Origin of the sequence: Brevibacillus sp. BD137 (assembly GCF_041644655.1) — a bacterium.
GTDB classification, from domain to species: domain Bacteria; phylum Bacillota; class Bacilli; order Brevibacillales; family Brevibacillaceae; genus Brevibacillus; species Brevibacillus brevis_D.
Genome location: NZ_JAOTNO010000022.1, coordinates 38629 through 57689, shown reverse-complemented (window position 1 = coordinate 57689; position 19061 = coordinate 38629). Strand labels below are relative to the sequence as shown.

The window sequence follows — 19061 nt, the reverse complement described above, 5'->3', positions numbered from 1 at the left end:
TTCTCCAAGGCACCGCAAATGTAGACTTTGCTGCTTGGACTTATGTATACTGGTAGGCACATGAGATAAGGAGAGATGAACATGTCACAGAAACAGCTTCACTCCATAGAAGAACTGGATGAGTTCGTAGCAAAAAATGGGAAAAAGCTTTTGTTTAAGCATAGCACGATCTGCCCGATCAGTACGTCTGCCTATGAAGAGTTTCAAACGTATTTGCAGGACAATCAAGTGGAATCTGCGGTCATTCTGGTACGGGAAGATCGCCCTGTCTCCAACGCCGTGGCGGATCGTTTTTCCATCAAGCACGAATCCCCGCAAATCTTTTTGCTGGAAGACGGAGAAGTAAAGTGGCACACGTCTCACTGGAAAATTACAAAAGACGCGATTAGCCAGGCGCTCAACGTGTAATCAAAAAGCCGGGACACCCGATAAGCGAGGTGAGACCGGCTTTTTGCATGGAGAAAAAGAGCATTGGAGAAACTATTCCCAGAATAGCTCCAACTTGTCTCCACTTTTCAATTCTGTCTGGAAGTTGGCTTGTTCGCCGTTGACGAGCATCACAAATCCAGAGATACTCTCACGGTCGGGCTTTTCCAAGGAAACATCGACGAAACGGAAGACGTCGCTAAACACAGGTGTTGACGCAGGTGAGGACTTTACTATGATGTCGGCACCTTCGCTTACAGGATCAGAGGCATTCGCCGCTTTTCCGTCTACCGTAATCGTTACCTGTGCGACAGGCAATACGACCCGTTCACCATTGAAGTGGACGATAATTGTCTCCTGTACCCATTCTTCCAAGGGGATGACATCTTGTATAGAAGGGGCGGGGATTTCATCCAGTCGATAGACGAGAACATCACCTTGTCGGATGATATCTGTCAAGGCTGCTGGTCTTCCGTTCAGCTCGATCACCTCGACACGGGACGGAATCGAATAATCTTGTCCATTCACAGAAAAGCGCAAGCCTGATTCCGCTGACGTTTTCAGTTCGGCGAGCTCCAGTACTTCATAGACAGTGCGAGGAAGGCGGATGTCCACCTCGGCACGATCTATGATCAACGTATCGAGAGTAGCAGTCGCTCCATTAACATGTACGACTGGACCGAGCGAGTAGGGACGATCATTACAGACCACTTCAAGCGTGTCCAGCTCATCGAATAAATCTTTGGCAAACACACGTGCATCCTCGCCATTTGTACCAGCCACTACGGTGATTTGGTCCCCGTCATTGATTGGCGTGTCGAGACTGACGCCCTCCCCGTTGCGCTGAATTACCGGCGCTGTACCATGACCACCTGGAATCATTTTCATCCGTCCGTTTACGGTGACGGTCATCGCCAATCCGGGGCGACCATACAGACGGCGAATATCCAGTCCGGATGCAATGAGCGCATCACCCAACGTCATTTTTCGCAAGTCGAATATGCGCACAGGAGTGTCATTGACTGTAACCGTTACATAGCGCAATGGATGACGTCGAGCTGCAACAGCAATGCCGACTGGCGTTACAAACTCAGGTCCGCTGAGCGCAGGATTGTCTCCAACGTATTGTTTAATCGCATCACCGCCTCTAACGGCAACACGGGCGGCAGGAATATTCAAGACCTGAGCGACTTTTCCAGTAAGTCCAGGGGTGAGGCTGCCACCGCCGATCAGCATGACCGCTTGCGGAGCTTTTCCGTTGAGCTCCAATATTTTGAAGGCAATTTTATCAGCGAGCTGTTGGATGTCTGCTTCCATCGCACTGGTTACCTCGGCAGCGCTCAACGTATGCTCCATGCCGAGAATGTCGGTGAAGGTGACGGACTCCTCAGTGGATAAGAGACGCTTCACTTCTTCTGCCATCGGAAAATCCATGAGAAAGGCGTTCATGAGCGCATCCGTGATTTCATCGCCTGCAATAGGAACCATGCCGTAAGCGGTAATGGCCCCTTCCTCAGTCAGCGCTACGTCAGAAGTACCTGCTCCAATGTCCACCAAAGCGATATTCAGTCGGCGCATCGTCACAGGAATCAGGACATTAATGGCCGCGATAGGCTCAAGCGTTAATGCCTGCATTTCCAGATCGCATCGTTTCAGAGCAGCGATCAGCGAGTCGACAACCACGCGTGGAAGGAAAGTTGCGATCACATCTGCGCTTGCTACGTCACCCCGCTGATCAATCAGGCTCCCGATCAACTCTCCATCCAGATGGTAATGAACGACGCTGTAACCCACGCAATAGTAGCGGGTGACGTCTTGGTCCTTTAGCTCCTGGGCTAATGCGGCTTGGGCCTCCTGTACAGCGGAAAACTCCAACGCGACAACATCTTCACGCGAGATGAAGGCATGTCTGGCTAAGGGCATATCCACACGCACACGACGGGTTCGCAATGACCGACCCGCAGCAGCGACCGCTACCTGATGCAGCTTGCCGTATTTCCCCTCCAGCTCTTCTTTTATTTGTTGAATCACCTTAGCTACGGCGACAATATCGTGAATTTGCCCATCGAGCATGGAGCGTTCATCGTGCTCTCGAATGGCGCAGTCCAATACGCGGTATTGCTCGCCGGTCGTTTCCACGATCAGGCCGACGACGCTGCGCGTTCCAATATCTAATGAAAAAATAAGCTCAGGGGCTGTGATGTCAGACAAAAGTAGGTCACTCCTTGTAAGAGGTTGTTCATGAAGTCTTTACAATACTTATCGGTAATTTTGGACTGTATCGGAAAGGAACAATCGCATTTAGCTAGAACATATATCCAAAACTATTCGATTTGAAAGGGAAAGAATCCTGTCGAATCAAGGAATCTTCTTCGTTTTGACGAATAATTGGAAAAGATAAAAAAACAGAAAAAATTTACTTTCGCGCTTTTTGGCGCTAAACTGCTGACAAGGGTCTTTGAATCGATTATAATTACCCTAATTTATCGATAAATCCCCATATAAAAAGAGGAGAGTGGAGAGAGATGGCACACGATCAAATCGAAACCATGCGCAAGCAGATAGACGAGATCAACCTGCAAATTCTTGAATTGATCAACAAACGAGCTACCTTGGTTCAAGAGCTCGGCAAAGAAAAAGAAAAACAGGGCAGCAACCGTTTTGACCCAGAACGTGAGCGCCAAATGCTCAATCTGCTCGTGGAAAACAATAAAGGTCCTTTCAATGACAATGCTATTCGTCATTTGTTCAAGCAAATATTCCAAGTTTCCTTAGATCTGCAAGACGACGATAAGAAAAAAGTACTCCTCGTTAGCCGTAAGAAAAAGGCAGAGGATACGGTTATCACGGTAAAAGGCGTAGAGTTCGGAGGAAAAAATCCGATTCTGATCGCAGGTCCTTGCTCCGTGGAAAGCTACGAGCAAGTAAGAGCCGTAGCAGAAAACCACGCAAAACGCGGACTGCGCACATTGCGCGGCGGTGCGTACAAGCCTCGTACCTCGCCATACGACTTCCAAGGTCTGGGTGAAGAAGGCTTGCAAATTCTCAAACGCATCGGGGATGAATTCAACCTCGTAACGATCAGTGAAATCGTGACGCCAGCAGATCTAGAGATGGCGACAAAATACATCGATGTTATCCAAATCGGTGCTCGCAATATGCAAAACTTCGAGCTGCTGAAGGCGGCAGGTCGTGTGAACAAGCCGATCCTCTTGAAGCGTGGCCTCTCTGCTACGATTGAAGAGTTCATCTACGCGGCAGAGTACATCCTGTCCGAAGGGAACTCACAGGTCATGCTGTGCGAGCGTGGAATTCGCACGTATGAAAAAGCGACACGCAATACGCTCGATATTTCTGCGGTACCACTCCTCAAGCAAGAGACGCACTTGCCAGTGTTTGTCGACGTGACGCACTCTACAGGTCGTCGTGATCTACTCTTGCCTTGCGCGAAAGCAGGCTTCGCAGTCGGTTCTGACGGAATCATGGTAGAGGTTCACCCAGATCCAGATGTGGCACTGTCTGATGCGAAGCAACAGTTGAACATTCCACAGTTCAACGAGTTCGTTGATGAACTGCTTGCTTCTGGCCTGTACAAAGACGAGAATGTGGCAACGAGAGTATAAGAATACCTTTCGGGTACGTTTTGAAGGTCCTTCCTGCGCGCGGGAGGACCTTTCTCATTTGACGAACCATTGGCGACCAAGTAAGCTAGAATTACGTGCTGATATTGGTGAAGGAGGATAGGCCATATGGAAGACAACCATCAATGCTGCTCGACGGATCGATCCACTGAAAGGCCGGATAAAATCAAGTCTAATCTCATCTCCCGTCTGAATCGGGTAGAGGGACAAGTTCGTGGAATTCGTGGAATGGTAGAAAAGGATGTCTACTGCGACGACATTCTCAATCAAATTGCAGCGGTGCAGTCTGCACTGAATGCGGTTGGGAAAATGCTCCTCGAAGGACATATGAAAAGCTGTGTGATGGATCGCATTCAGCAAGGCGATCATGAAGTGATTGATGAGCTATTGAAAACGATGAACAAACTCATGAAGTAACGGGTGCACAAGCCGTCAAAAACAATTGCAACGGCATACGGCTTGTCGTATCATAGGTGCATATATTTATGAAAACGCTTATGAAAACCAAAAAATAGGGAAAAGTGAGGGTGCATGATGCCGGTTACTATATACGACGTAGCAAGAGAAGCGGGGGTGTCGATGGCGACAGTTTCCCGCGTAGTCAACGGGAATCCCAACGTAAAGCCTTTGACCCGAAAAAAGGTATTGGCTGCGATTGAGCGCTTGGGATATCGACCAAATGCGGTTGCTCGTGGACTCGCCAGCAAAAAAACGACAACAGTTGGTGTCATCATCCCGGATATCTCCAGTTTGTTTTTCTCCGAATTAGCGCGGGGGATTGAAGATATCGCTACCATGTACAAATACAATATCATTCTGTGTAACTCTGACCAACGGATGGAAAAGGAATTGCAGCTCATTAATACTTTGCTCGAAAAGCAAGTGGACGGGCTTCTGTTCCTGGGGGCAGAAATCAAAGAAGATCATTTGCAGGCATTAACAAGCACGTCTGTACCGACTGTACTCGCTGCGACTCGCGATGCAGACAACGTACTCCCGTCGGTAAGCATTGATCATTTCCAAGCCGCATATGATGCAACGGAGGCATTGGTTGCACGCGGGCACAAGCGCATTGCCATGATCGCGGGTCCTGCAAACGATCCATTGGCAGGGTTGATGCGCTATGAAGGCTATAAAAAGGCGTTGAAGGATGCGGATATCGAGCTGGATGAAGAGCTGATTGCCACAGGCAACTACTTTTATGAATCGGGCTTGTCCACTACAAAAGGGTTTCTTGCCCTTAAAAATCCGCCGACGGCGATTTTCGCAGCGAATGATGAGATGGCTATTGGCGCAATCCACGCCATTCAAGACTCTGGCTTGAACGTGCCAGGTGACATCGAAGTGATTGGTCACGATAATATTCGTTTGGTTGAAATGGTGCGTCCGCGACTGACTTCTGTCGTACAGCCGATGTATGATATTGGTGCGGTGGCGATGCGCCTGTTGACCAAGTACATGAATAACGAGAATGTCGAAGAACATGTCGTGCTGCTGCCGCATCGAATTGAGTATCGGGAGAGCACAAAACCCGAGCAAGCTTGATCAAAACGGAACGTTGGTAATTGACAGCAAGAGGGGGATGGGAAATGCGTTACGGAATTATCGGCGCGATGGATGAAGAAATCGCGCTTTACTTGGAAGCGATGCAAGAGACAACTACTGCCACCAAAGCAGGCATTACCTATTACACAGGTAAAATGGAAGGCAAGGATGTCGTGCTGTGCAAATCAGGTGTCGGCAAGGTGAATGCTGCCGTGACGACACAAATCCTCATTGATTCATTCCAAGTGGAACGTGTCATTTTCACAGGTGTGGCAGGAGCCGTTCACCCTGAATTAAATATTGGTGACATTGTGGTTTCGACGGATTGCATCCAACATGATATCGATGTGACACCACTTGGCTTTGAGCCAGGACAGATTCCGTTTACAGAGCAATGGACTTGGCAAGCGGATGCTGGGCTGATGCAGCAAGCGATCGATGCGGGCAAGGAGCTGGAAGCGGGAGTTCAGGTAGTGAGCGGTCGTATCCTGTCTGGCGACCAGTTCGTTGCCAGTCGGGAAAAGGTTCAATGGCTGTATGAGCAATTTGCAGCACACTGTACCGAAATGGAAGGGGCATCTATAGGACAAGTATGTGCGATGAATGGCGTACCGTTTGTCGTGGTTCGCTCGATGTCGGATAAAGCAGACGGCTCCGCGCATGTAAACTTCGTGGAATTTACCAAGCTGGCTTCCCAGCGCTCCTACGCGATTGTCCGTAACATGCTGACAGCTACACAAGCATCGACAGCTGCGGGAGTGATTGTCTACTCGACGAAAAACTGTGTGGATTGTGACATGGTTAAGAATTGGCTGACAGCAAAAGGTATTTCCTTTGAAGTACGCGATGTCATGACGAGTCGTGCCTATCAAGAGGAAGTAGAGCGCTTTGGCTTCATGGGTGTGCCTGTAACAGTCGTAGGCGATAAAGCGGTAAAAGGCTTTGCACCGTCTGAGCTGGAAGAGCTAGTGAAATAAGAGTTTGGAATAGAAAAAGCGTGCTGACCAGTACCCAAAGGTACGAGGGCAGGACGCTTTTTTTCGGTAGAGGTTTTCTTACTTCTCTGATCCAGTAGGTGCGTGCAGCATCGCACGTTCTAACGTAAGCCGATTTTTTTCCGTGATCTCTGCTCGTCGTGGGATTGTTGGGAATGGTTCGTCAAAAAGCCGAGGTGGCAAGGGCAAATCCGTCTCAGGTTGCCAGCGCTTGAGCCAGGCTTCGGGAAGAGAACCGTCCGTAAGAGGCTGGTCGCTCATCTCACTCCATACCAGTGTCCACGCCCGCGGCACCACCCGCCAAATATCATAGCCCCCGCCGCCTACTGCAATCCAGCGACCATCACAATATTCATGAGCGAGACGGTGAGCAAGACGAGGAATCGCTTGATAAATTTTCATCGAGCAAGACAAATGGGTGAGGGGATCGTACGCATGAGCGTCACAACCATTTTGGGTCAGGATGACATCAGGCTTGAAGCCAGCCGCTAGCTTTGACACCAGCTCGTCATATACTTCCAGAAATGAATCGTCTTCGGTAAAGGCATCGAGCGGAACGTTGACAGAATAACCATAACCGCTTCCATCTCCACGCTCAGACAAATTGCCTGTTCCTGGGAAGAGATACTTTCCTGTTTCGTGAATGGATACAGTCAGTACATGAGGGTCATCGTAAAACGCCCATTGTACCCCATCTCCATGATGGGCATCAGTGTCGATATACAGCACGCGCGCATTCCAGTTTTTTCGCAAATAGGCGATCGCGACGGAGCAATCATTGTAGATACAAAAGCCAGAGGCGCGTCCACGAAAGGCATGGTGCAGTCCGCCGGCGGGATTGAAGGCGTGTTCGGCCTGTCCACTCATAACCGCGTCCACTGCGTTTAACGTACCTCCGACGATCAGCGAGGACGCTTCATGCATGTTCGAAAAACAGGGAACGTCCTCTGTTCCCAAGCCATAACTGGCAGCCTGCGGAAGCTCGTGTTCACTATGGCCCTGATCGCGAACAAATTGGATATAGCGTGGGTCATGCACCAGGGCGAGTTCTTCATCTGTTGCTGGTCGGGGTGCCAGGATATCTGTGTCTTTCAGTATTCCGTAACTGCTCATCAGATCGTGTGTGAGGAGCAGACGACGCTGGTTGAACGGATGATCATCATGAAAATAATATTGCGTGTAGTCTGGAGAGTAGATCAGACGAGCATTTCGGCTCACTGGGGTATCCCTCCTTCCGTAGGGCCGATTACGGAAAAGCCTTTTTCAAGGAGCAATTGCGTCACGATACGCGGATCAATGGTCTGTACCCGAAAAACAAGGTTCTTTTTCGCGGGCTTTTTCCCGGGAAAGACCACGACGCTCGTGACATTTACTTGTGCATCGCGAAAGACTTGACTGACTTCTGCCAGCATGCCGACGCGGTCGTCTACTTCTACTTCGATATGGGAGCTAGGTTTGTTAACGCCGAACAGTTCAATCAGGCTTGAGAAAAGATCCGATTCCGTGATCAATCCGACGAGTCGATTTCCTTCGACGATGGGTAGTGAGCCGATTTTGTGGTCGTATAGTTGGAGGGCTGCGTCTTCGATGAAATCCAGTGGGTGGGCAGTGATGACTTGTTGATTCATGATATTGGCTACAGGCTTGTGCAGGACGGTGTCGTCATCGTCATGTGTCAGCAGACGAGAGGGGAGAGCGTCTCGCAGATCACGGTCTGAGACAATGCCTACGAGTGAGTCGTTTTCAATGACAGGCAAATGCCTGATTCTGTTTGCACGGAGGAGAAGAAGCGCTTCTCCGATTGTAGTGGATGGCTGGATCGTGACCATTTTTTTTCGCATAATCTCTTCAATACGCATAAGAGTGACCTCCTGGAATCAAAAGGCATCCAAACTAGTAAAGAAACCGATTTTGAAACCGCATAGCATCAAAGGCAACGACTGTTTCTGGGGGGACACGCTTGCCGATTTTGGCCATGAGACAGTTGGCGGGATGCGAGCATATTTCCGGGTCGTCTGTCGCCATCCAGCTCAGGCCTGCGCTGCCCATGACCTTTTCCATGACCTTTCTGTATTGCCATACATCGAGTCCTGTTCCTTTCAGGTCCCAATGCCAATAATACTCCGTTGTAATAATGACGTAGTCTTCCATGGCGTCGTCCAGGAAGGCAACTTCCAGCAGCTTTTTGCCTACGCCACCCGCTCTCACTTTATGACTGATTTCAATCGCGCCCAGCTCCAGCAAATCGGGCAGTTGGGCTTGTGACCACCGCTCCAGTGGATCGGGGTGGAGAAAGGTCACGTAGCCGAGGACGAGGTCCCCTTCGCGTGCAATAATAATGCGCCCTTCAGGCAAATCAGCGATTTCGATGAGAGCTTCATGCTGCTGTTCAGGGATACGAAAAGCTTTCAGTCCCTCATCAAAGCGTAATGAGGCCAGATAACTTCCTGTAATCGGTCCTTCGACGAGCAGCTCCTTGTTGTTCACCATTAGGCTCAATGAATGATAGCGTTTGACGTGCTCCATCAGTTCCCCCCCTTACGATTGTAGAAAAACAGAGATGGCGTCTAACCATCTCTGTCAGTTGTCATTCCAGTTTATTCTGAGGTGTTGGCAGTTACGATGTTAGAATGTGGCGATTCTCCGTAACTGTTGACTGCGGTAATGTAATAGTTGCTGCCATTCGGTACTTCTGCTGCGTGAGTAAAGCTTGTACTAGAGACTGTACCGAGTAGCAAATAGCCGCTTGCTGAGTCTGGGCTAAAATACACGTTGTACATCTGCTCAGACGAGCTGCTTCCTTTCCACTTTAGCTGCCAACCATTAGGCGTATTTTTGATAGACAAGGATTTCGGAGCAGCAGGTAGTGAAGCAGAATCTGTGTTTGTATTCGTGCCTCCTGATCCATCTGTTGGGTCCGTCGCAGCTCCGCCTGGATCTGTTTGGCCATTCCCGTTATTGTCCATCGGATTCGGGATGCCTGTTTCCGCACCTTGATTTGGATCAGGCAATTGCCATGTCTGTGTTGAACCGACAGAAGCGATTGCGGAAGGCTGCGATTCATGGCCAGCGATATCTACAGAAGTGACATAATAGCCTAAATCTCGATGACTGGCAGTCGTATCGGCAAAAGTCAATTCCGATGGATCTTTCACAGTCGCTACTTTGACAAAGCCGTTCTGCATATCAGCGCGGTAGATGCGATAACCGACCAAGTCAGCTTCTTTGGCTGATTGCCAGGAAAGCGTGATTTGCTTGCCTGAGCCTGTAGCTGTTACACCACTTGGCGAAGATGGCGCTCCTCCTGCCTCTGTGCGAGGATCTTCTTTGTCAGGAAGGCGCTGCTCCCAATCTGGCGGTTGGGTGGAGACCCTACTGTTTTTCGCTTGAATTTGCTCCTTGGTAGGAAGTGGATCAGGTGAGCGGTAGAAGACGCCCTCGGTAACAAAATCCTCAGGGGTACCTTCCTTCGCCAAATATCGTTCGCCATTATACGTAATCACGCGTGCTTTTTGGTGGCTATCGTCCACCTTCTTCGGAACGAACTTGCTGTTGAATATATCAGTGATCAAATGGCCAGCTTCTTTTGATAGCTCACTTGGCAAAAGACCTGATTTCGAGTCAACAGTCGCGCTGACAATTCCCGCCGGCTTTTTAAAGCTGGAGTCAGGAGCTGAAAGGTTCGGATGCTTTGCTATGACGTCCTTCATGACCTTACCCCATACGACCATCGGAACATATTTGTCTGCGTCTGGCATTGGATATGGCTCGTCAAAGCCAACCCATACCCCCATGGACAGCTCTGGCGTGTAACCGACGAAATAGAGGTCGTTGCTGTTGTTCGTTGTTCCGGTTTTACCTGCCACATCGACTTTGCGATGCACGTATTTGCGGATGTGTGTACCTGTACCGTTATTGACAACGGAACGCATCATATCAGTGATCAAGTATGCTGTTTGCTCGCTGTACACTTGCACTGGTTTAGTCTCATGGCGGTAAATTACTTTTCCGGTGCTATCTTCAATTCGGTCAATCAGATAGGCATCCACGAAAGAACCATGATTTGCGAACGTCCCATAGGCGTTTGTAATTTCCTCAACAGTTGTTCCGTAGGTAAGGCCGCCAATTACACCAGTTGCTGCATAGTTGTCAGCATCTACCAATGTAGTGATTCCCATTTTCTTTACGTATTCGAGAGCCGTTGGAATGCCAACTTTCAAATACGTCTTGATCGCCGGAATGTTCCAGGACATCCGCAACGCTTCGCGGGCACTCATCATCCCTTGCCATTTGTTGTTCCAGTTCTTTGGTAAATGGGAACCGTTCTGGCCGTCAGCGAGTAGCACCGGAGCGTCATCGATTGGAGACGCTGGCTGGAGCAATCCCAGTTCAAAAGCAGGAGCATAAGCGGCAAGTGGTTTCATGGCAGAACCTGGCTGACGAGGTACAGTGGCGTGGTTTGTCTGTTCCACCGTGAAGTCCCGTCCCCCGATCATGCCGAGGATGGCTCCTGTTTTGTTGTGAATCAGCATTGCGCCGACTTCTTCCAGAGCATTTTCGATTTTTTCTGTTTTGCCGTTAGAGCGACGAATCGTATAGGTACGATTCTTACCGAAGTTTTTCGGGTCGGTTGCAACAGCCTGCATGATGTCATATACGCTCTTGTCGATCGTGGTATGTATCTTGTACCCTTTTCGCAGTATGTCGCGACGTTTCTCTTCAACCAGCTGTCGGTATTCGTTGCGGCCGATGGTTGATTTGTCACGTCCTTTTTCCAAGAGGTCTGCATCCACAAGTTGACGTGCGGCACGATCTTCAATTTCCATCATCAAGAAAGGTACTTCTCGATAAGCTTGCTGCGTCGGTTTTGCTAGCTGTGCCTTCAAATCACCGGCGATAGCTCCATCGTATTGAGTTTGTGTGATGTAGCCATTTTCCAGCATGCGATCCAGCACCATTTTTTGGCGTTCCTTCCCGCGCTGATAGTTTTCTGCACGGAATGGAGAGTAGGCACCTGGGTTTTGAATCATGCCCGCAAGATAGGAGCCCTCAGCAAGCCCGAGCTCTTTTACATCTTTGCCAAAAATCCCTTTCGCGGCAGCCTGAACGCCGTATACGTTTGATCCGTTGGCGTTTTTTCCGAAGTAAATTTCATTCATGTAGGCTTCCAGAATCTGATCTTTGGAAAACATCCGCTCGATTCGAATCGCGGTAAAGATTTCACGTGCCTTACGGGTGTGGCTAACTTCAGCAGAAAGGATTGTATTTTTTACAAGCTGCTGTGTAATTGTACTACCACCTGTTACGACAGGCTGGTTGGTAATTTCCTGAATGGCTCCGCGCATGGTAGATTGAAGCGAAACTCCGGAGTGGTGATAGTAGGTTTTGTCTTCCGTTGCGATGATGGCATTAATTAAATAGGGAGAAACGTCTGCTTTCTTCACTAAACGTCGATCGCCTTCTTCGGCCCGCAATTGGCCGATCAGAGAGCCGTCGTTGTAGTAGGCGAATCCAGTCAGATAGTTGGTGAAGATTTTATTCTCCAGTTCCTCCTTGCTGCGCACAGGCTCGTCCTTCACGAGTGCGGCAACATAACCTGTCACGATTCCTCCCGCGACTGCAGCACCCATTAGCCCTAGCACGAAGACGATTTGGAAGATGATCCAGAACGTTCTACTGCGGCTTCTGCGTCGCTTTTTCTTCGTCGGTTCAGAGGAAGATGTGTGGTTATTCGACATAATCTACGACCCCCTAGCATACCCCCTGATTATACCATAGGAGGAACCTAGAGGATAGAAAATGCGTAGTAGATAGCAAAATGTGTCAAAAAACGTTGAATGCTGTCAGCGCTCCTTTCATGCTCATGTCGTCTCTTATGAGGGAGCTTTGTGGAATGACCATCTTATCCTGCGAAATTATTTGCGGGCACATAAAGATGAGGCCTTTCGTTACGGGGAGTTCAAGAAGCAGATTGTGCAAAAAGGGGCACAAACCCTGTTGGACTATTCCAATCAGAAAAAATGAATTCGTCGGAGAGGTGTTGGCGCGGGCGAAAGCGTGGCATAAAGCACATACATAAAAAAAGAGCAGGCCGACAAGCGGCACTACTCTTTTTCTTTTTATCCTCAGACGATTAACGGCTGTAGAACTCAACGATCAGAACTTCGTTGATTTCAGCTGGCATTTCTTCACGGTCTGGCAGACGAGTGAAGGTACCTTCAGCAGCAGCATCGTTGAATGTAACGTAATTCGGCAGGAAAGTGCGACCTTCCAGAGCGTCCTTGATCAGTTGCAGACCACGGGACTTTTCACGAATGGAGATTACATCACCCGGTTGTACGCGGTAGGATGGGATGTTTACTTTTTTGCCGTTTACCAGGAAGTGACCATGGTTTACCAACTGACGAGCAGCTGGGCGAGTTGGAGCAAAGCCCATGCGGTATACCAGGTTGTCCAGACGGGATTCCAGCAATTTCATGAAGTTTTCGCCCACTACGCCAGCCATTTTGCTAGCATTGTCGAAAGTGCGGCGGAATTGTTTTTCGTTAAGGCCAAACATGTGGCGCAGTTTTTGCTTTTCTTGCAACTGGATTCCGTACTCGCTCAGTTTACGACGGTTGTTGTGACCGTGTTGACCTGGAGGGAAGTTGCGTTTGATGTCTTTTCCTGTACCATCGAGGGAAATACCCAGACGGCGAGCCAGTTTGTGGCGAGGTCCTGTGTAACGTGACATGTTTTCATTCTCCTTTAATATGGATTCGCAGGTGTTTACTTCCGGCAGGTTAGTTCCTACTTTATCTACACGAACTTCGGACGGTAGCGTTTCCGCATCGTGCTCCTCACAGATGATCAGCCGCAGTCTGTAAAGGGAGGGAACTAAGAGGGTACATCCTTCCGTTTTTACCTACAATCAATGCTACCCTGTACACATACATTCAATAATACTAGGCGCGATATAGTAAAGTCAAGGGAAAAGAAGCGCGCCATCCGCCGCAAGAAGTGGGATGGATGGCGCTTTTTGGGTGTTATTTTCGCAACAAAGTAACCGGTCCGTCTTGCGAATCCCGTTTTTCGAGGAAACGGGTAAAGGTAATGGCTGCATCGGCACGAGGGACGATGCTTTGTGGCTGGAATTTCTGCTTATCGGTCGGCACAATACCGAGGGTAGTCGCGATCACGATCGAACCGCGGTACTTGGAATTGGCAATGTCTGAGAGCTCAGACTGGAACATGCCAGGGAAGTCCGTCAGTTTTTTGTAACCGAGTGCACGAACAATCATATCAGCGAGCTCTTCGCGCGTAATCGTCTCATTTGGGTTCAGCTTGGAAGCATTTTTATCGAGAAGTCCGCGATCAACAGCACCTTCTACGGCTGAGAAGAAGCGCGAACCATTTGCCACATCGCTGTAGGTGGCCTTTCGTTCCAGAGAGTACTGTGGATAGTGTCTGCCTTGGTTGAGACTGATCATGAGCATCTCAATCATTTCACCACGTGTGATCGGTTTTTGCGGCATAATATTACCGTTTTCAAGTGTTAGTGCGTCGTATTCATACATCAGCGAGAGTTCCTTCTCTGCTGGATGCCCCTTCAAATCGGCAGGAGCGGGACGATGCAGCACAAGCGTTTTGCCAGTAGAGCTGGAGCTCCACTCGCCTGTTACAGCGTCTAGATAATACGGCTGCTCAAATGGCGTAATGGTCGCCCGATAAACGATCTTGGCGGTTCGTTTCGGTGTGTAGGATGGCTGCTCTTTTACGCGTTTGGCATCCTCAGGAGTAAGAGGGACGAGGGCGTATACTGCCTCCGCTTTTGTCTCGGTCCACCACTTCTCGCTCGCTTCGGCAGCAGGCAGGTGCTTGGGAACTTGTGTCGGGTATGTTTCGCTGCCCAATTCAGTACTGTAACTCATTAGCTCGCCCGTTTCTGTGTCAAACGTCAAGAAGGCAGAGCCGCTAGCTGCTGCTATTCCATTGATAAAACGCTCAAATCGGATCTGCGTCCGCTCGGAATCAACGGGTTGGTATTTGACTTCCTCTTCAAAACGCTCTGTCCAGTAAAGCTGGTGGGCCATGGTTGGCGCCAATTCGCGTATCGTTTCCATCGCCTTTGCCTTGAATTTTTCCATTTCTGGTTTTTTAGAAGCGGTTGTTTTTTCTTTATGGTTGCGGAAGTCCTTGTTCAACCGGTAGATGTCCCCTGTTACAGCATCCACAGAAACGTACGCAAACCCTTCTTCGCTGTTGCCTTTTTCGCCGAATTCGAGATCCCAGACAGGACGATTGCCACGGTAGTCTTTTTCATTGTAATTGGCAGAACGAAGCTCGTAGTTGGACAGCTTCAACGCTTTCAATGCCCATTGTACAGCTTCCTCTTGGGAGAGCGGTTGTCCGCTACGGCGTGCAGGAAGGACTTTGCTGCTTACAGGCTCAGGGTCTTTCGCTGGTTGATACCGGGTCAACGATTGTGTCAATGCTTTGCCAGTCTCCGCATCAATGTAGAATGGGAAGGGATTTGTATACCCGAGAGATGGCTTGTTATTTTGTGTCTCCATCTGCTCCCACGGCAGCAGGTAAACTGGTTTTGGATTCGCTTGTTCTTTAAAAAGTTTCTCGGCTTCCTCTTCTGAGATTTGTGTATCCGTATCCGCGAAGGTCACGTCGTTCCAGGACAGAGAATAGTTGATCACTTTGCCGGAAGCATCTACGGTGATATCCGCGCCGTTGTCGGGAAAGAGAATGCCGTCCACATCACGAACAAAGCGGAAATTATAGTAAACTTCCGAGTTCAGCGGAGTTTTTGGTTCTGGCATATCGCGTGTATACAGTCTTGTTTCCGCTGCTTTTCCTGCATTGTTTTTCTCGAAAAAGTGCTTCGCCTGCTCTTGCGCCTCCGTATAGGAAATTCGCTTTGCATAGGGAAGCGAGGATGCTTCCTGCTCTTGACGTGAGTAGGAAGTTAGCTCGCCTGTATTAGCGTGGATGCTGACGCTATAGGATAGAAGGACTCTGCCGTTTTCTGGATCCTTCTTCACCCAACTAAACGACCATTCAGGAAATGAGCGCCAGCTATCTGCTGAACGAAATGACACATTTTGCACCGTCATCCCAGCGCTAGGCACAATTTTTGTAGCGAGTGCCAAGGCCGCTTCCTTGGAGAGCTTTGCTTTGGCTTGTGCCACAGAGTCTGCTTGTGCCACAGTAGTCGCCATTTTACTGGTACTCACATGAGGTGATTGTGCATGCGCTTGTGCGACAGGCAGCAAAAGACTGGCAGATAGAACAAATGAGCTAGATCGAATGATCCACGGTTTCATAGGAACCCCTCCAACGATGTCATATTCTTCTTATCACCTCTGACGAGGGGAATTGAAAGTTCGTTTCAGTTCAAACCCACGAAAAAAAGTCCTGGGTATTTGCAGAAAGAAATGAAATATAGGAATTTTGTACCAAATGTTTTTTTATCAATCTAGAATTGTGAACAGGCATCTTATATAATAAGAAATACTATTCAAAGAATACAGAAGGGTAAGGAGATAAATCGTTTTGGAAACCATCATGTATCTCATTCGTCATGGAGAGACGGAGTGGAATCAGATTCGTCGTATACAAGGCCACAGTGACATCGCGTTAAACGAGCTCGGGGTACGTCAAGCCGAGCAAGTAGCAGACAGGTTGCGAGGCGAGAAGATTCACGCTTTTTATTCGAGTGATCTTAGTCGCGCGCGTGATACGGCTGCCAAGATTGCTGGTAACTTCCAATCCTCTGTTTCTACGCGGACAACTTTGCGGGAGCGCTGTTACGGGGAGTGGGAGGGGCTCACCTATGAAGAAATACGTGAGCGATTTGAGAATCAGGATGAAGCCTCCTGTGGAATTGAGACATTCGAAGACATGCAGCGTCGAGCTGTTGCTGCCATGACAGAAATAGCAGGGAGCCATCCGGGTGAGGCGATTGTCGTTGTCTCGCATGGCGGTCTCATTAATAGCTTCTTGCATTATGTGACGGTAGGAGAACAAGGAACGGGGATTACACGTATCGATAATACCGGTATTACTATGTTTCGGTATGTAGATCGCAGGTGGGAACTTCTATCCGTTAATGATACAGACCATTTGAAAGCTTGAGAAAATGCTGAGAGAGGGAGTTTCTCGTGTCAAGTAAAATGTTGGGGAAGTTAGAGACAGTCTTTTCCTACACGGCCCATTTTATCTTACAATCTTGGCCGGAAAAGCGCCCAGGCATCCTTTTCTTGACAGATTCCGGGGGCCGTGTAATCAACTTCATGGAAATGCAGGTTGGTCCATCTCGGAATTCTCAAGGGCTTACCCTGCAACACGATGTATCGATTGGCAAAGTCTTTGATTTTATTGTAGAGGCACTTTCCTCCAAAGAGATCGTAATCAAAACGAGCAGTGAAACGAACAACGTGTGTGGAGCCTTTCCTTTGTGTGAAGAAGATGGAAGGGTTCGAGCTGTCATAGGCATGATAGTGCCCCAAGACCAAATTCATTTCGATTTGTCATCCTACATGCGTGGGTTAGAGCCGTTGATTCGCATGGGATATGATGCTTATATTCAACACGTAACAAGCCAAATTGTCATGGATTTGACGCTGCACGATACGACCAAAGAGCTGCTGCAAAGCTTGACGAGTCAGATCAGTGACATTATCCAAAAAGGTTATTGTTCCGCCGTGAAGCTCGCGGACAATGCCACGTTGATTCCGCAGGAGAGCGTAACAACGCAGGAGGTCGAAGGTGGACAAACCCACATCGCCCAACTGGTTTCGAGATTCGGTACGACGCAAATCATGCCTTCCATTTTGGATGACCACAGGCTTGTTGTCGTTCCTGTCTCCTTGAATCAAACTCCGCTCTACGCATTGTTTTTGCATCTGCCGCCCGAAGAGACGGATTGCGTGTACGACGAACGGGATGTGGCTTTTTTGCAGGAAATAGGCGCGAAGGCAAGCTGTGCGCTTTGGCGTTCGATCATGTCGGACGACCTGCGTCGTGAAGCGAGCAAAAAAGACTTATTGTATCAGTTGATGTCAAAAATTCAGGCATCGATTGATGTAAATGATGTTTTGCATGAAATCGTGACGAGCATTCCCAGCCTTTATCCGTACTTGTCGGCAGAGCTTTTCCTGACGGTTGAACCCAATGCAACCACCCCGGTCAAACAGCTTTCTTTTCAAGAAGTAGAGCCGTCTACCAGTACCAAGGCTTATTTAGAAGGACGTCTCATTGCCGAAGAAGTGGGAGAAGGGGAACAACAGGTGACGGTGATCGCAGCGCCACTCTTGGGCAAGCAAGGCATCTACGGAGTTTTGCAAGTGACCTCCGATCAACGAATTACCTTGAATCAGCATGAAAAGAACTACATCTCGATCTTGGCGGATACGGCTGGCACTGCGTTTGAAAACGCACAGCTCTATCAGCAATCGCGCAATTTAATTCGAGAATTGCGTTTGATTAATGAGATGGCACGCCAGTTGAACAGAAGTCTTGATTTAAAGGAAATTCTCGATTTTGTTACGACGATGATGCGGGCTACCTTTGATGCGGAGTTTTGTGCCATTTTGCGAAAATCCCCGGGAGAAGATTGCTTCCATGTGCTCTCTTCCTCCATACCAGCGTTCAATGGCAAGGTTATCGATTCGAAAGAAAAGCCATTTCAGCAAATCTTGCAAAACAAGCAGGCATTGTTGCTGGCTCAGCCAGGGGCAGGACCGCTCCCTTTTTCGCTCTTTTCGTGCTGTTCCTTCATGGGGGTTCCGCTCGTTGTCGAGGGTGAGATTAGTGGAGTCCTGTTAGTCGCAGATTCCCGTTATCATTTTTTTAGTTTTGACGACTACAAACTCCTCGAAATATTTGGTCAGCACGCGAGCTTAGCAATGACCAACGCCGTCCTGCATAATGAAATGGAACGTATGGTCATTACGGATAATTTGACGGGTCTGTACACGAGAAGACATTTGAATGAACGAGTAAGAGGATCCTTACAAAAAGACAACTATGGCTCGTTGATCTTGATTGATATTGATTATTTTAAAACCGTGAATGATACATTTGGCCATCAGGTAGGGGACGAGGTGCTGATTCAGGTCTCCAATCTGATTCGACATAGCATTCGAGACAGTGATATCGCAGCAAGATGGGGCGGAGAGGAACTCGCTGTTTATTTGCCTCGTGTGGACAAAAACACCGCGCATTCTGTCGCAGAGCGCATACGGGAATGCGTCGAGCAGGAGACGTCTCCACAGGTCACGATCTCGTGTGGACTAGCGAAATGGAGCAGGGAGATGGATGTAAACCTGAGTGTAGAAGCGCTGTTCCATCAAGCAGATATTGCTCTGTATGAAGCCAAAAATTCTGGTAGGAATCAAGTTGTTCTCGCCTAGAGCCAAAACAATGGCTCTTTTCTCTTTTCGGAAAAAAAGGCAATTAACTT

Annotated in this window: 15 protein-coding genes; 8 read left to right on the top strand and 7 right to left on the bottom strand. The window is 48.8% G+C overall.

Annotated elements, in window-relative coordinates; translation table 11 throughout:
* Positions 1-81 precede the first annotated feature (81 nt).
* Positions 82-408, top strand: coding sequence for a bacillithiol system redox-active protein YtxJ (gene ytxJ / locus ODZ53_RS28205; protein WP_015892414.1), 327 nt, complete (start codon positions 82-84; stop codon positions 406-408).
* Between the two features lie 72 nt (positions 409-480).
* Here the strand turns inward: ytxJ and ODZ53_RS28200 are convergent, their stop codons facing one another.
* The gene (locus tag ODZ53_RS28200) at positions 481-2637 is read right to left on the bottom strand and encodes a cell division protein FtsA (RefSeq protein WP_372681625.1); all 2157 of its coding nucleotides are present in this window, start codon (positions 2635-2637) and stop codon (positions 481-483) included.
* Between the two features lie 314 nt (positions 2638-2951).
* Here ODZ53_RS28200 and ODZ53_RS28195 point away from each other — a divergent pair, with 314 nt between their 5' ends.
* The 4 genes from ODZ53_RS28195 to ODZ53_RS28180 all read left to right on the top strand — a co-directional run bounded on the left by ODZ53_RS28195 (position 2952) and on the right by ODZ53_RS28180 (position 6589).
* A complete protein-coding gene (locus ODZ53_RS28195; RefSeq protein ID WP_015892412.1) occupies positions 2952-4049 on the top strand; it encodes a bifunctional 3-deoxy-7-phosphoheptulonate synthase/chorismate mutase in 1098 nt (365 codons plus the stop codon).
* A gap of 126 nt (positions 4050-4175) precedes the next feature.
* On the top strand, positions 4176-4484 hold the full coding sequence (locus ODZ53_RS28190; RefSeq protein WP_007720961.1) for a metal-sensitive transcriptional regulator: 309 nt from the start codon (positions 4176-4178) through the stop codon (positions 4482-4484).
* Between the two features lie 117 nt (positions 4485-4601).
* The gene (gene ccpA / locus ODZ53_RS28185) at positions 4602-5612 is read left to right on the top strand and encodes a catabolite control protein A (RefSeq protein ID WP_199928159.1); all 1011 of its coding nucleotides are present in this window, start codon (positions 4602-4604) and stop codon (positions 5610-5612) included.
* A 44-nt stretch (positions 5613-5656) separates the two neighbouring features.
* Positions 5657-6589: a 5'-methylthioadenosine/adenosylhomocysteine nucleosidase gene (locus ODZ53_RS28180; RefSeq protein ID WP_372681622.1), complete on the top strand. Its 933-nt coding sequence runs from the start codon at positions 5657-5659 to the stop codon at positions 6587-6589.
* A gap of 78 nt (positions 6590-6667) precedes the next feature.
* Here the strand turns inward: ODZ53_RS28180 and ODZ53_RS28175 are convergent, their stop codons facing one another.
* The 4 genes from ODZ53_RS28175 to ODZ53_RS28160 all read right to left on the bottom strand — a co-directional run bounded on the left by ODZ53_RS28175 (position 6668) and on the right by ODZ53_RS28160 (position 12345).
* Positions 6668-7825, bottom strand: a complete 1158-nt coding sequence (locus ODZ53_RS28175; protein WP_372681620.1) for an acetoin utilization protein AcuC — start codon at positions 7823-7825, stop codon at positions 6668-6670.
* Entirely contained in the window at positions 7822-8466 is a 645-nt protein-coding gene (locus ODZ53_RS28170) for a CBS and ACT domain-containing protein (protein ID WP_372681618.1), read from the bottom strand. The genes ODZ53_RS28175 and ODZ53_RS28170 overlap by 4 nt, the downstream gene beginning before the upstream one ends.
* A gap of 34 nt (positions 8467-8500) precedes the next feature.
* Positions 8501-9133: a hypothetical protein gene (locus ODZ53_RS28165; RefSeq protein WP_047071930.1), complete on the bottom strand. Its 633-nt coding sequence runs from the start codon at positions 9131-9133 to the stop codon at positions 8501-8503.
* 71 nt (positions 9134-9204) lie between these two features.
* On the bottom strand, positions 9205-12345 hold the full coding sequence (locus ODZ53_RS28160; protein WP_372681616.1) for a transglycosylase domain-containing protein: 3141 nt from the start codon (positions 12343-12345) through the stop codon (positions 9205-9207).
* An 82-nt stretch (positions 12346-12427) separates the two neighbouring features.
* Between ODZ53_RS28160 and ODZ53_RS28155 the strand changes: the two genes are divergently transcribed.
* Entirely contained in the window at positions 12428-12631 is a 204-nt protein-coding gene (locus ODZ53_RS28155) for a GrpB family protein (protein WP_372681614.1), read from the top strand.
* Positions 12632-12740: 109 nt separating this feature from the next.
* Here the strand turns inward: ODZ53_RS28155 and rpsD are convergent, their stop codons facing one another.
* The gene (gene rpsD / locus ODZ53_RS28150) at positions 12741-13340 is read right to left on the bottom strand and encodes a 30S ribosomal protein S4 (RefSeq protein ID WP_015892403.1); all 600 of its coding nucleotides are present in this window, start codon (positions 13338-13340) and stop codon (positions 12741-12743) included.
* Positions 13341-13632: 292 nt separating this feature from the next.
* Positions 13633-15921 (bottom strand): YcdB/YcdC domain-containing protein, encoded by a 2289-nt coding sequence (locus tag ODZ53_RS28145; RefSeq protein ID WP_372681612.1) that lies wholly within the window; start codon positions 15919-15921, stop codon positions 13633-13635.
* Positions 15922-16150: 229 nt separating this feature from the next.
* Here ODZ53_RS28145 and ODZ53_RS28140 point away from each other — a divergent pair, with 229 nt between their 5' ends.
* Together ODZ53_RS28140 and ODZ53_RS28135 are read left to right on the top strand one after the other, a co-directional pair.
* Positions 16151-16732, top strand: coding sequence for a histidine phosphatase family protein (locus ODZ53_RS28140; RefSeq protein ID WP_199928117.1), 582 nt, complete (start codon positions 16151-16153; stop codon positions 16730-16732).
* Positions 16733-16770: 38 nt separating this feature from the next.
* Positions 16771-19011 (top strand): sensor domain-containing diguanylate cyclase, encoded by a 2241-nt coding sequence (locus ODZ53_RS28135; RefSeq protein WP_199928158.1) that lies wholly within the window; start codon positions 16771-16773, stop codon positions 19009-19011.
* The last annotated feature ends 50 nt before the right edge of the window (positions 19012-19061 follow it).